The following is a 14,666-nucleotide window of genomic DNA, read 5'->3' as shown; positions in this document are numbered from 1 at the left end:
GAAAGGGAAAACGTTCAACCGACCTTGCGGCGGTGGTAGAGAAACTCCTCGCCGAGCACGACGCCGATCGCACCCAGCAGGAACCAACCCGCCAGCGGCCAGCCGGTGGCCAGCTTCACTTCCGGCGGCGGCGTGCCCGCGGGCGCGGCTCCGGATTCACCGGCGGAGAACACCGCGCCGCCGAGGTGCCAGTCGGTCGAATTACGGGAAAAGGAGTAGTTCCCCACCCGCTCGATCGGGGCGGGCATGGCGGCGGCGACCGGCTCGGACTTCCCGGCGATCTCCACCTTCGCGTTCTTCACCTCCTCGGTGCCCGGCACCTCCACGCGGCTGCCGGTGGCCACCGCGGACGGAAACTGGTTCTCACGACCGGTGAGTAACACCGCCGCCTCATGGACCAGCACCGGGAACCACGGCGAAAGATAGAACTCCTCGCGCGATGGATCGAAGTTCAACACCACCGCGCTCTTGCCGCCCGCGGAGCAGGTGTAGAGCAGCGGCGTGCCATCGGCATGGGCCAGCACCACCACCGCACCCGCGGGAGCGGCCAGCTTGCGCGCGCCATCGAACCCCAGCAGCGCCGGGTCCAACCGAGCCACCAACGGATGATCCTTCGAGACGATTTCGGGCGGACCGGGCTGGATCTCATCTCCCACGTTCTTCCAGAACGGCGAATCCCCCACCGGGGCGAACACGATCGCGCACTCGGTGTCCGGCGCGCCCCCCACCGCCAGCGACAACCGCGCGAATCCCTCGAGCGGTTCGAACAAAGCATCCGCGCGTGAGAACGCCGTGATGCATTGCTGGAAGAAATACGGATTCTTCGCGGACACCTGCACCGGAATCGGCTGCGGCGCGTTGAGCCCCAGCGGCGCGATGTTGTCCGCATCGAGCGCGTCCTTGCCCCGTAGCTTCAGCAGCCAGTTGCCCGGCTCGATGGCGTCCACCGCGATCGATTCGCTGGCCGTGCCGCGGGCAGGAAGGTGGACGGTGAAGAGACGGGCGAGCGCACCATCCGCCGCCGACACCAGTTCGAGCTCCACATCCCGGTCCTCCGGAAAATCCGAAACCAGGGAAACGAAGAGCGAGGCCCGACCGGGCGACTCCCAGCGCAGGTCCGCGGCATCGATGCCGGCGTTCCCACCCTGGCCGCCGATCGCCACCACCTCCACACCCTCCGGCAACTTCATCGGCGCGGAATGGCGGTCGGTGAGGAACAGGATGCGGGTCTTGCCGGTATTGCCACCTGCCGCCGAGGACAGCAGCGCCAGCTCATCGAGCGCATGCGGGTCGAGCGCCTGGTCCGAGGCCGCCATCCCGTCGATCGCATCCTTCAACAGACGCGCGTGATTGGTCAGGTGCGCGCGGTATTCCAGCGTCTTCGCCACGTCCGCCACCGCCGCGCGCTGCGAACCGCCCAGCGCGGTGATCCAGGAATGCGCAAGCTCCTTCGCCCGCTCGATCCGCGGCTTGCCATCCTCCACCGCCTGCATCGAAGCCGAGCGGTCGATCACGATCAGGAGGTCCGGCGCGCTGCCGTCGTCGAAGCGTGGCCTCGCCAGCGCCACCACCGCCGCACCGAAGGCCAGTGCCAGCAGCAGCAGCGAGAGCAGGTTCCGCAGTTTCTGGAACAACGAGCTCGCGGCCCGCTGCTGGAACACCTGCTGCCACAGGAAGAACGCGTTCACCGGCTGACGGCGCGGCCGGGTGCGGATGAAATAGACGGCCACCAGGGGCACCAGCGCCACCAGGCCCCAGAAGAACATCGGGAAGCCGAACGTCATGCGACCAGCCCTCCCTTCCGCAGCATCGACTGGATCACCACGTCGAACGGCACGTCCGAGGTGGTGCTGGCGAGTCCCACGCCGCGGCGCGCGCACTCGTTCTTCAAGCTGTCATTCCATGCGGCGATCGCCTCGCGATACTGCTTCGCCTCTTTCTCGCTGATCGTCACCCGCTGGGTGGCGGAGGTTTCCACGCACTCGATTTCCAGGTCGCCAAGCCACGGGCATTCGAGGTCCGCGGGATCATGCACCTGCAGCGCGAACACGTCGTGGCCCGACCACTGAAGGAACCGCAGGCCCTCTTCGAAACCCTTCGGGAAAAAGAAATCGGACACCACCAGCACCACGCCCTTCTTCCCCTTCCGCGCCTGGAAGGTGCGGGCGCAGGTACTGAAATCCGTGTCCACGCCGAAGGTCTGAGCGCCCTCCAGGTCCCGCAGGAACGGGAACACCTGGCTGCGGCTGCGAGCGGACTCCACGATCGTGTTCAACTTGTCCGCCATGCCATAGACCATCACCCGGTCCATGCCATTGAGCGCGATGTAGCCGATGGCCGCCGCGAGCTTGCGCGCGTAGTCGAACTTCGACGCCATCGAGCGGCTGCAATCGAAGAGGATGTAAACGGTGGTGTCCTCCTCGATTTCGAACAGCTTGATCAGCAGTTCCTCGGTGCGCGCGTAGATCTTCCAATCGATGGCGCGGTAGTCATCGCCGAAGTTATACGGCGCGTAGTCCGCGAAGGTGATGCCGGTGCCGCGGCGCTGGGTGCGGCGGTCCGCTTGCAACGACCCGCGCAGCACGCGGCGGGCGAGCAGGTTCAGCGCGTCGAGCTGGCGGATGAACGCGGGATCGGTGAGGGAGGAGGACACGGGGTGTTAGAATCCAGAGACCAGAATCAAGAATCCAGAACGAGCGGAACGACAGGCAACAGGTCCCGTTTCAACCCTTCGCGGCGGCGAGGGCGTCCTTCACCAGCAGGTCCGGCTTCACGCCTTCCGCCTCACCTTCGAAGGAGAGGATCAGGCGGTGGCGCAGCGCGGGCAGCGCCACGGAATCGACATCCTCGCGGGCGACGTGGTAGCGGCCGTCCAGCAACGCGCGAGCGCGGGCCGCGGCAAGCATCGCCTGACCGGCGCGTGGCGAGGCCCCGTGGCGGACGAACTGTTTCACCGACTTCGGCGCGTTCTCGTTCGGGTGGGTGCCGCGCACCACGCGGACAAGGTAGTCCTGCACCTCCGGTGCCACCGGCACCTCGCGCAGGGTCTCGCCCATGCGCAGGATGTCCGCGCCGTGGGCCACGGCGGGCACGTGCGGCTTCGCGTTGCCGCCGGTGCGGTCGAGGATCTGCTTGAACTCGTCATGCGACGGCAGGCCGACCTCGAGCTTGAAGAAGAAACGGTCGAGCTGCGCTTCCGGCAGCGGATAGGTGCCGTCGTTCTCGATCGGGTTCTGGGTGGCCATCACGAAGAACGGCAGCGCCAGACTGTGGGTGTGGTTCGCCACCGTGACGCGCTTTTCCTGCATCGTCTCCAGCAGCGCGGACTGCGTCTTCGGCGTGGCGCGGTTGATCTCGTCCGCCAGCAACAGGTTGCAGAACACCGGACCGCGCTGGAACTCCAGCTCACGGCGGCCGTCGCGGTCGATCAGCACCTGGGTACCCACCACGTCGCTCGGCAGCAGGTCCGGCGTGAACTGGATGCGCTTGAACTGCACGTCGATCGCCTGCGCGATGGTGTTGACCAGCGAGGTCTTGCCCAGGCCGGGCACGCCTTCAAGCAGCACGTGACCGCCGCAGCAGATGGCGATGAGCACGTCCTCGATGATTTCCTGCTGTCCCACGATGAAGGTGGAGACGGCACCGCGGATGCGGTCGAAGGTTTCCTTGAAATGAGCGACTTCGGGTTCGGCGGTGGCGGTCATGAACGGTGGGTCTGGGAGAGGGATCGGATCACTTGTCTTCCTTGGCCGCGGGTTGGGCCGACTGGAGGTTTTCGAAATAGTTGCGGACGCCGAGCTTGAGCGACTCGGGGACGTCATCGCGCTGGACGAAGGACTCGGTCTGGCGGGCGAACTCGCGCTGTTTCGCCTCGCCGCGGCGGCCGGAAACCCCGGTGCCGCTGTCCGCTTCCTCCACCGCGCTGAGCGAAGGGCCTTCGCCATGCTGGCCTTTCAGTTCGGCGAGCTGGCCGTTCTTCTGCGAATCATCCTTCTCGTTGCGGCGGGTCTGGTCGGTGCCCTCGCCCGCCTTCCGGCCGCCCTGGCCCTGCGCGAGGCCGAGCATCTGCGACTGGCCCTGCATCGCCCCGGCCTGCGCGAGACCGTCGCGGAGTTGGTCGAGCTTGCCCTTGGCGAGGCGCTTGCCGTGCATGCCCTTCATGTGCTTGCCCATCTTGCCGAGCGCGCCATTCGCCTTCTCCATGGCCTCGCCGTCGCCCTTCTCCGCATCGGGATCGAGTTCCAGCTCCTGGAGTTCCTTCTCGGCTTCCGCCGCGGCATCGTCGATTTCCGCCATCAGGTCCTCCAGCGGTTCCGCCTGCTGGCCACCGGCTTCGGAGTTCTGGCCCTGGTCCCCACCATCCGCTCCCTGGCCCTGCGCGTTCTGGGCATTCTGCTGGCCCTGCGCCTGACGGGCTCCCTGGCGCTGCTTCCCCGCGGCGGCGAGGCGTTTCGAAATCGCGCGCATCTTCGCCAGTTCCTGCTTCGCCTCATCGAGCTTCTTTTTCTTCTCCTCCGGGTTCTTGAGATCCTTCGGGTCGAGCTTCTTGCCCGCCAGTTTCTCCAGCATTTCGGCGGCCTCCTTCAGCTCCTTGTCCTCGAGCTTCTTGCCAAGCTGCCGTGCCTGCGTTTCCTCGGCCTTCGCCAGCTCCTTGGCGGCGAGATGCAGCGTCTCCTCGTCGCGCCGCTGATCGAGCGCGCGGCTGGCATCACGGATCTTCTGCTCGATCCGCGCGAACTGCCTGGCGGCCTCCGCCTTGTCGCCGGTCTCGCTGATGGCTTCCACCATCTTCCGGTATTCGTCCATCTTCAGCGCCTCCTTTTCCTCCGGCGCGGTGATGTCCTTCTCCAGTTCCTCGATGAGTTTTTCGATCTCCTGCTTCGATTCGGCCACCCGCTCGCGGGTCTCCCGCGCGGCCTGCTCGGCAGCGCGCACCGCGGGCGAAGGCGGCAACACGCCAAGCCACACCGCGGCGGCCAGCAGGCAGGTGGCAATCACCGCCGCACGCCGCGGAAACGGCGACACCATCGCCCGCGCGTCGCACGTGGACAGACGCGGCTTCAGCCACTCCCACTGCAACTCGGTGGCCGGATCCTCCGGCCGGGTCGCCGCCAGATGGCGGGCACTGGCAATGGCATCCTTCAGATCAAAAAACCGGTCCGCCTCCCGCACCGCGGCGGCCGGGCGCATCCGTTTCATCGTCCACCAGATGACACCCGCCACCACGGCCACCGCAAGCAGGCCCAACGGCACCGCCGCGGGCACCGCATGGCCACGCGCGACCCACGCCAATGACGCGAGCGACGACACCGCGGCCGCGATCCCGAGCACACGGAACACCAGATTCCGGGCCAGGCGACCATCGTGCCGACGCGCCACCTGGTGGATCAACCGTTCGATTTCAGGGCGGGTAACCATGGCGATATCAGTTAGCAGGGGGAAATCATCACGGGACCCGTCGACACCAGATTCAGACTACCTAGTGATGACATCATTTCCTTTCAGAACCCTTGTCTCCTGTCCCGACAAATCCGCGTGGGAATCCTTGGAAAATTTCCACCGGTTCAGTGCTTCTCCTCCTTCTTCTCCGGTGTGGGTTGGGGCGACGCGGGCGGAGTCTTGGCCGCCGTCAAATCCGGTACACCGAGCGTGGGGGCGATCTTCTTGTAGCGCCCCTTGATCCACGATCCGACTTCCTCGACCGGCATCCCGCCGATCAACTCCTTCGCCTCGTCCTTCTTCTGTTGCTCCACCAGCACCTCGGCGAGCGCGACCTTCACCGCGCCGCGGATGTCGTTCCACTCCGCCGCGGGCGGCATCTCGGCGAGCGACCGCTTGAACGCGATGGCGGATTCCTCCCACTGCTTCGCTCCGGCCATCTTCTTGCCGCGAAACTCGAACAGCGAGGGACGCACCACCGGAATGATCTTCTCCGGCGGCAGGGTCGCGATCTCCTTCAGCACGTCAGCCGGGATGGGTCCCTCCAACCGATCGAGCCAACCGCCATCCCGCGACAACAGCGGGGCGAAGCCGGGGTTCGCGAACACCTTCTCCACCGCGGTCTTCCGCAGCGGGGCGAAGTAGGCGCTCTTCCAGCCACCGAAACGCGCCGCCGCATTCGCCATCGGTACCAGGCACTCGTTTTTCGGGAACTTCTTGGCCAGGTCCTGGCGTTTCTGCATCTTGCCTTGGAGGGCGGCGAAGCGCTGCGGCTGGCCGATCCAGTGGGACACGAACTGGCACACCGCCAGCGAGCTGTTCACCTCCTCCTGCGAGAACTCGTAACGGCCGTCCGTGTTCAGCGCCAGGTCCTCGAAGCACGCCAGCGCCTTCTCGAACCCGGACGTCTCGCCACGGGCGACGCCAAGCCACACCCAGAACGCGGCGCGATCCATGAGCCCGACCTGGCAGGACCTCACCACATGCTGCGTGTTGCCGTAGTATTCGTTCTCCGCGTCCTCCTTCGAGAGCACCGGCGCGGCCTTGAGGATGCCGGTCATTTTTTCCAAGAGCGACGTATCGCCCTGCAACATCGCCGCGAGCGATGCAGCCTGGAACATCTCGCCCTCCATCATCGAGTACTGATAGCGGTGGAGATTCCCCACCTTGGTATCCGCGGAGGACAGCCAGGTATCGATGCTCGCCTTGTAATCGAGATCCTTCACCCACGCCGCCAGCTCCGGCCGCAGGATGACCGCGGAGAGCTGGTTCGTCTGCGAGATGATGTGCATCATCTCGAGCTGGGCCGCGCGATCCTTCGGCGGATGGGAACCGTAGGCCTTCGCCAGTCGCTCGGAGCGCTGCTGGATATTCTCCTTCGGGGCTTCGTCCCCGGAGCCATCCTTGCACGCCAGCAGCTTCGCTTCGAAACGCGTCACCAGCTCCGCGTCCGGAACCGCCGCCCGGAATCCCTCGATGCGCTCTTCCAGCTTCCGTGTGAACACGGGCAGGGTCTCCCCCCGCGGATACAGAACGCCGCGCGCCGGCAGCAACTGCTTCGCGAGGTCATACTGCTGGGCGGAGACCAGCGAGGCGATCACGGACAGATTGCCAACCAGCGTGCCCTGGCTCATCGAGAGCAGCCGTTTCGCCCCGGCACCATCGCCGACCCGCGCCGACACCACCATCAGATCCCCGGCGAGCGAGGCCGGGATATTGGCATGGCCTGCGGCCTTCGACGCCTGCGCGTTTTTCCAGAACGCCTCGCTGAACCGCTTCACCGCGGCCGCGCCAGCTTCACCTCCTTCATAGCGGGACAGCTTCGCGAACAAGGCCCCGGCCCATCCGTTCACCGCGCTGCGTTCCTCGGCGCAGTAGCGCTCATAGGAACCCGTCAGCAAATCGGTGAGAGCGGGATCGTCCAGAAGCTCCGGCACCCGCGTCACCGCACGGAAGGCGATGGCCTGTTTCGTCGGCTCGCGCAGCGCCGCATCCGCGAGCACCTCGGCCAACACCGCGGTGGTCGCCTTGCGTTCCTCCGGCGTGTCGCTCTTCCATCCCTGGAGTCCGAGCGAAATCTGATAGTAGCGGTAGACCGGCCCCAGCGGTTGCCGCGCGGCCTCCACCTTCTTCCGCTCCGCCGCCACGTTCCCCGAGCCATTCCGGGTTTCATCCAGCTTCTGGCACAGCACCGCCGCGAAGGCATCCGCACGCACCTCCGCGTCCATCGCGACCGCGGCTTCCAGCATCTTCTGGGTTTCCGGCACATCGTTGCGACCACCCGCCGTCCGCACCTGCTGGCGGATCAGTTCGCCGATCCGCGGCAACACCCCGCCCGACGACTCCCCGGCGTAGCGCGGGCTGTAACTGAAGCGCCCTCCTTCCGGAGACGCCTGCACCTTCGCCACGAAGCGCAGCATCCGCACCGCGTCCACGGTGGACTCCGAGCTGGATTCGAACATCGAGGCCAGCGCGCTGTCCCGCTCGCTGATCTCGTAGTCGTTGTAAGTCGACCGGGAAACGCGCGAACCCTGGGCAATCGCCGCCGTGTAGCGTCGCTCGGATTCAAGGAACACCTCCAGCGCCTTGTCCGGATCGGCGGGCAACAACTGCCGCACCATCTGCGTGACATTGCTGCCGTTGTAATACGAGGACGAGGAGGTTCCCGACGGCTTGTTCTTCAGGAACTCGTCGGCCTGTTTCACCAGCGCCGCCCGCCGCTTATCGTCCGCGCCCTTGAACTTCCCACGTAGCACCGGCGGCAGCTTGTCCGCGGCATCCGCGGGCAGCCACTCCATCACCGGCGCGAACACTTCCAGCTTCGCCTCCGGCATCTTCGCCAGCGCCGCCGCGGATTCCGTGAACGCCTGCATCGCCAGGGTTTCCCGCTGCTTGCCCGAGGTCATGCCCGCCGCGAACAATAGCGAGCCGAAACGCCCCTGCTTCCGGTCCTGCAGCCGCTTGACCAGATCGGAGGATGAAAACTCCCGCGAGCCCAACACGCGGTCGAAGAGGAACACCTGCTTCATCGTGATCTGTTGCGAACGCGAACCGCTTCCCTCCCAACGCGCCACCCACGCCGCGAGCGGGCTCCAGGTCTCCGCATCGCCCAGCAACCCGGCTTCCGCGAGGTAGGCTTCCGCCTCCTCCGCCTTCGCCATCCGCGGGGCCTGCAGGGAACTGCCGATCGAATACTCGCTCGTCCCCACCGGCAGCTTCAGCCGGTTGAGCGTGCGGCAGAGCTTCATCGCGGGCCCATGATCGAGCGCGCCCTCACGCAACGACTCCTCGAACAGGTTGACCTGCTGATAGACCACCTGCGGATCGGCCGGTTTCTCCCAGTCGGGTTTCTCGCCATAGACTGCCTTGCCAACCGCCCGGCAGAGCGCCTCGCGCTCCTCCTCCTTCTCCGCCACCGCCGCGGCCCGCAGCGCCACCTGGATCAGGAAACGCTCCTTCGCGTCGTCGCCGGTGCTGTAGCGGGTCGTGTTCGGTTTCACCTTCGAAAGGCAATCGACGAAGAAGCCGGTGGCCCCGGGAATCGTCGCCGCACGGGTGAGCACCGCCACCTGCACCATGCTCCCGGCCCGCCCGGCATCGGAACCCAGCGCGTCATCCGCCCAGAACTTCTTGAGCTGGTCGAGGGTCTTGATGGAAGCAAGCGTGGCGACCAAGCCGCCGAGCTTGGCATCCTTCTTTTTGAGTCCGTCCAGATACGCGGCGGGCAACACCTCTTCCGTGGATTTCACCTGGCCCAACCGACCGGCCAGCCAGTTCACCGAACTGTTCTCCTTCAGGTCCTCGCCGCTGCTGGAGCTACCATTGCCACGACGCAGGATGAAATAGCGGGAATCCCCGTAGCCACCGGTGGTTGCCACCGGCGAGGTCATCAACGCGGTGCGGGCGTAACCGTCCATCTCCGAGGCCGGGATCTCCCAGCACTTCGAGACGGACAGCAGCCGGAATCCCTCCTCCGACACCGAGGGGTTCTTGAGCAACACCAGCGCCATCCGCTTCGCCACCGCCGTCCGGCGCTCGGCGAGCTGGTTCTGCTCGCGCTCCTTGTCGCCCTCCTTGCCGCTGGGCTTCCGCGGCGCCATCGCCAGGCTCTGGATGCCGCTCCCGGAACTCATTTCGAAGAACTGCTTCCCGTAGTACGAGACCCACGTGAGATTCGCCTTTTCCAACGTCGAGGGATCGGCCGATTCCAACCAAGAGACGATGCCATCGTAGAACTCGACCATGCCGCGGACGTCGGTGTTGCCGCGCTCGAACTCCTCCAGGCGCTCGACCGCGCTGGTGACGAATTCATCGCTCTTCGCGGCGGTGGTCATCAATTTATTCCGCTCCTCCTTGCGCGAATCGGGCAGCGAGAAAGCCATCCGCGCGGCCACCGAGGCATCGTCCGGGCGTTCCTGATGGAGCTTCTCCAGCATCGCCAGCATGGGCTCCTTCAGGTCGAGCCGCGCGCACACGTCGACGTATTCCAGACGCTTCACCAAGCTCTTCGAATCGCCGGGGTCGGCCAGCTTCAGCAACTCCTTCACCCCTTCCTCACCGAGCTTCTCCTTGAAGTTCCGGAGTTCGTAGCTGCTGTAGCCGTATGGATTCGTGCGCTGGGCTCGGATCACCTGCAGGGCCTCACGGGCCGCGCTCTCGAACTTCCGCTCCTGCGAGAACTTCGCCATCCGTTCGATCGTGGCCGTACTCGTGCCCCCGGAAGAGGAGGAACGGCCGGAATGGATGGAAAAGCCCGCCGGGCCGGTGATCCCGCGATTACCGCCACCCGTGGGCAACACCGGAGGCTGGAGCCGCTTCGCCAGTTCATCGAGACCCAGCTTCGTCGCCATCGCGCCCATCGCCGCGGCCGCTTGCGGGCCGAAAGTCTGGCGGCACTGCACCAACGTGGCCTGCAGGGAATCGGTGATCTTGACCCGTTCCTCCGCGGACATTTCACCCGCCACGGCCACCAGCGAGACATTCACCCACATCGCGAAATCGCGGTCCGCGGCTCCTTTCGCGCGTGCCTGCTCCAGGGCCGCGTAGGCCGCCGCCGGTTTCTTGTCCTTGAGCGCCTTCACCGCCTCCAGCACCGCGAAATCCGCGGCCTCGTCCGGTTCCGGCTTGGCGGCCAGGGCCTTCGCCGCCGCCGCGTCGTTTTCCGCCAGCATCGCGATCCACGCCCGCAGCAGCGGAGACTCGAAGCGGTCGATCTGTTTCATCGCATCCGCCACCTCCACGCCACCGCCATAGGGAATGCTATACCCGTAGCGCTCGTCCATCGGCAGCTTGAACTGGCTGATGACCGCCTGCGGCAGCGAAAGGAACGGCACCGACTGGAGCTTCGGCAGCTCGAACGGTGTCTCAGAGGAGTTCCAGGGATTGTAGCTGCTGCCGTTGTAGCGGCTGTACTGCATCATCCGCGAGTAGCCGTTGCGGCCGTTCATCACGTTGCCCGCCTTCTTCGCAGGGGGCTGCTTGTGATACTCCTTCAAGCCCGTGTTCACCGCGGCGATCCACTGGTCCTGGGTTCCGGCGATGGCCAGCGCGCTGAGCCGCATCGGCAGGTACTCGGGCTCGGCCTCCTGCTTGGTGACCAGCGTCTCGATCACCATCTTCTTGAGGGCCTCCTTTTTGGAATCCGGCACCTTGGACGCCTGCGCGGCACCACGCTGCGGGCGGTCCGACGGATTGAGCAGCGACATCACCTGGTAGCCGATCATCGAGCGCATCTGGTCGTTCTTCATTTCCAGCGCGGAACCTGCCGCGGAGATGAACGCATCCCAGGCCTTGTCATCCGCCGCATCCTCGGACACCACCCGCATCCAGGCGTTGAAACGCGCCAGCGGGCTGAGCTTGTCCGCCCGTTCGAGCACCTTGCGGGCCAACGCCGGGGTTGTGCCACGCCCGTAGAAACCGACGAGTTCGAACAACCCGGAGGCCTCCGGATACTTCTCGATGAGCGGAAGGAAATCGCCGTTTCCGCTCGCATAGACATCGAACAAGTCCGCCATGAAATCGACGTTGGTCACCCCCGCGGCCCGGACCAGCCCAGCCAACTTCGGATCGAGCGCGCCCTCCTTCCGGGCCAGCTTGCACAGGTGCACCAACGCCAGACTCTGGACCAACTCCGGGGTGTCCGGCAGGCGGAACGGTCCCGTCATGGTTCCCTGGCTGCCGAAATAACTGCCGCGACCGCGGTTCGCCTGCTTGTGGATGTAAGCGGTCTGCGCGGCGGCTCCGTATTCCAACAGCTTCGCCACGTCCTCGCCATACATGTCGTAACGCGCCCGCATCTGCTGGCTGCCCGGCGTGTTCGGAGCCACCAGCCCCGGGATCTCGCCCTGGGCCTGGAGCAGCGCGACGAACAGGGGCAACGCCTCGTTCTCGCGGCCGTCCTCCTCCAGCATCACCGCCAACAAGTAACGTGAACGCCAGTCACCGCCATCCGGCAGTTCCTCGCGCATGAAACGGATCGCCTCGTCATACAGACTCGCGCCGGCCAAAGAGGCCGCGCTGTCCTCCGTGGCACGCGGGTCTCCAGCCTTCTTGCCGGACATCGCCCGCATCTCGCGCAGGCCTTTCAACGCCTGCCCCTGACGGAGATACGCCTGGGCCAGCGCCGCACGCACCCGGTTCGCATTATCGTAAGGGAGCGCCTCCTCCAGCACCGCCACCGCCCGGTCGGCGTTGCCCGCCTTGTCCTCCAAAGCTGAAATCTGGAGCCGCAGGTCGACATCCTTTGGCTGGACACGCACGGCTTCCAGCAGCAGGTCGCGGCGCTTGTCCTCGTTCTGCAACACCCGCGCCAGCTCCGCCTGCGCCAGGAGCGGCCCCAGCGAGCGACGGTTCCCCTTCGCCCGCTCCCGCAATTTCTCGTCCAATTCGTCGGTCCGGCCGTTCTTCAACGCGAGCTGCGCGAGCTGGGTCGCCCACCGCGCCTGATCCGTCGCGCTCTGCGACTCATCGTAAAGCCGCCAGTAGATCGCCTCGGCATCCGCCCACTGGCCGGATTCATCCTGGAGCAGCGCCAAGCCCGCGGCGAGATCGGTGTCCCCTTCGAAACGCGAGGCCGCCTGGCGCGCCACTTTCACCGCTTCCTCGGGCTTGCCGCTTTCCCGCAGCAGGCGGCTCGACATCGTCCACGCGGTCTTGTCCCCGGGCGCGCTCTGTTTCCAGCGCTCCACCGTGGCGATGGCGTCCGCGGTCTTGCCCGCGCGCTGCTGGAGTTCCGCCAGATCCTTGAAATACGCCGCCTTCCGGCCTTCGTCGGTGTCCGCCAGACGACAGATCACCACGATCGCGGTGTCGAAATCGCCGCGGCGGTCGAGCAGCGCCGCGTGGAAATGCACCACCAGGGGATCGGTGGAGGCTTCCAGCAGCTTCGTAACCGCCGCGAAATCGCCCTGCGCCTCGATCAAGCTGGCCAGCAGACAGGTTTCGCTCGCCGAGCGGTTCGCCTGCCCTTCCAGCGTCTTCCGCCACTCCTCGCCCTTGTCCGCCGCCGCGATCGCCCGACCGGCCAGCCCCACGGACTCCGCCAGCTCGGTGGTCTGCTTCGCCAGCCGCACCAGCTTCACCGCCGGGGGCACCGCGTCCGCGGGTTTGCCGGCCGCCAGCGCCGCCTGGGCCAGCGCCACCAGGAACCGTGGCTCGGCGGAAAACTTCTCCGCCTTGCCGGTCAGCACCTCGTGGGCTGTGGCGCTTTCGCCGAGCGCCGAGATCGCGCCCGCCGCCCGGATCACCACGTCCACGTCATCGGCCGCGCCAACCTTCTTCAGCAGCTCCACCGCCTCCGCCTTGCGGTTGGTCCGGCCGTATTGGGCCGCCAGCGCCTCCGCCGGGGCCGGTCCTGCGCCGGACGCCGCCACCAGTTGCTTCAGCAGGGCTTCTCCCGGCTCATTGAGCCCGTATTGCAACATCAGGCTGGAAATGCGGATGCCCGCTCCCTCGTCCTTGCCCATCAGTTCGTGGGCCTTCTTGAGCGCCGCCAGCACCGCGTCCGTCTTGTTCTCGCGGCTGCGCAGCGCGGCGAGCTGGAGATACAGGGCGCTCTCGGTCGGGGCGGTTTCGATGAGCTTTTCGAGTTCCACCGCGGCATCGTCCAACCGCTCGCCATCGACCAACAGGCGCACGAATTCCTCCCGCAGCTCGCGCTCGCCCGGCGAACGCTTCAGCACCTCGCGGAAACGCCCGATCGCGGCGTCCGCATTGCCCTGCGCCGCCTCCAGCTTCGCCAGTTGGCGGTGGATGAGCAGCCGTCGCGGATTGGCCTCCGCCAGCTTGGCGAGCTGGGCCGCCAGCTCATCGAGCCGATCCTGCTTCCGGAACACCTTTTCGATCTGGGCCAGTACTTCCTTCTCCAGCCAGGAACCCTCGCCGACCTGGCCGAGCGTGGCCGCGTAGGCCTCCACCGCCTCGTCGTTCTTCCCGGACTGGGCCAGCAGGTCGCCGCGGCGGAGCCCGCGCAGCGTCTTCTGATAGGGATCCTTGCTCGCTTCGATCAACTTGCCGACATAAGTCAACGCCTGCGCCGTCTCTCCCTCCGCGGCCGCCGTTTCCACCAGATCCTCCAGCAAATCCTCATCTCCGGGATGGCTGGCCAGCACCGCGTCCCACGCCTTGATCGCCTCCTCGGAACGGCCTTCCCGCAGCCATGACTTGCCGGTCAGCTTCGCCGCCTCCAACGCCAGGGCGTCGTCCTTGCCCGCCGCCACCGCGGCCAGATCCGTCCGCGCCGCGGCGAACTCCATCCTCCGCAGCCGCAGCTTTGCCCGGTCCATCGCCAGCGCCGGATCACCCGGCACTGCCTCGATCGCCTTCGCCAAGGACGCCAGCGCGCCATCCTCCTGCCCGCGACGTAACTGATAGAGCGCCAACACCGTCCAATCCTGGCCACCGTTTTTCTCCGCCCGGTCGGTCAAGAACGCACCCAGTGCCTCGACCGGCTGTTCGTCGATCCACGCGCCAAAAAAGCGGTCGAACAACGCCGTGTTGTGGGGTCGCTTCAGCAGCGCCTCATGGTATTTCAACGCCTTTTCCGGCGGGGCTTCCGGAACGGCAGCCACCAAGGACGCGGGCACGAGGGCAAGGAAGACGGAGCGGGGGTACATGGTCGGGAAGATTGCGCGTAATCCCTTTCAGATCCTAGTCAGCCTGTCCCGCCGAAAATCATGAACCGGCATTGGAAAGGACAACTCATTTTCCAACACCCCGCCGCTGGAGAT

Annotated in this window: 5 protein-coding genes; all 5 read right to left on the bottom strand. The window is 66.1% G+C overall.

Translation table 11 applies throughout. From position 1 onward, the window contains the following. Positions 1-14: 14 nt before the first annotated feature. Positions 15-1,784, bottom strand: a complete 1,770-nt coding sequence (locus tag llg_RS10405; protein WP_338289828.1) for a BatA and WFA domain-containing protein — start codon at positions 1,782-1,784, stop codon at positions 15-17. Next, the gene (locus llg_RS10400) at positions 1,781-2,653 is read right to left on the bottom strand and encodes a DUF58 domain-containing protein (RefSeq protein ID WP_338289826.1); all 873 of its coding nucleotides are present in this window, start codon (positions 2,651-2,653) and stop codon (positions 1,781-1,783) included. The genes llg_RS10405 and llg_RS10400 overlap by 4 nt, the downstream gene beginning before the upstream one ends. A gap of 70 nt (positions 2,654-2,723) precedes the next feature. Next, positions 2,724-3,704: a MoxR family ATPase gene (locus llg_RS10395; RefSeq protein ID WP_338289824.1), complete on the bottom strand. Its 981-nt coding sequence runs from the start codon at positions 3,702-3,704 to the stop codon at positions 2,724-2,726. Between the two features lie 28 nt (positions 3,705-3,732). Beyond that, entirely contained in the window at positions 3,733-5,418 is a 1,686-nt protein-coding gene (locus tag llg_RS10390; RefSeq protein ID WP_338289823.1) for a hypothetical protein, read from the bottom strand. A gap of 146 nt (positions 5,419-5,564) precedes the next feature. After that, on the bottom strand, positions 5,565-14,552 hold the full coding sequence (locus llg_RS10385) for a tetratricopeptide repeat protein (RefSeq protein ID WP_338289822.1): 8,988 nt from the start codon (positions 14,550-14,552) through the stop codon (positions 5,565-5,567). Between the last annotated feature and the right edge of the window lie 114 nt (positions 14,553-14,666).

Source organism: Luteolibacter sp. LG18 (assembly GCF_036322585.1).
Classification (GTDB): Bacteria; Verrucomicrobiota; Verrucomicrobiia; order Verrucomicrobiales; family Akkermansiaceae; genus Luteolibacter.
Note: the sequence above shows the minus strand (reverse complement) of the source record. Positions and strands in the feature narration are given on the sequence as shown.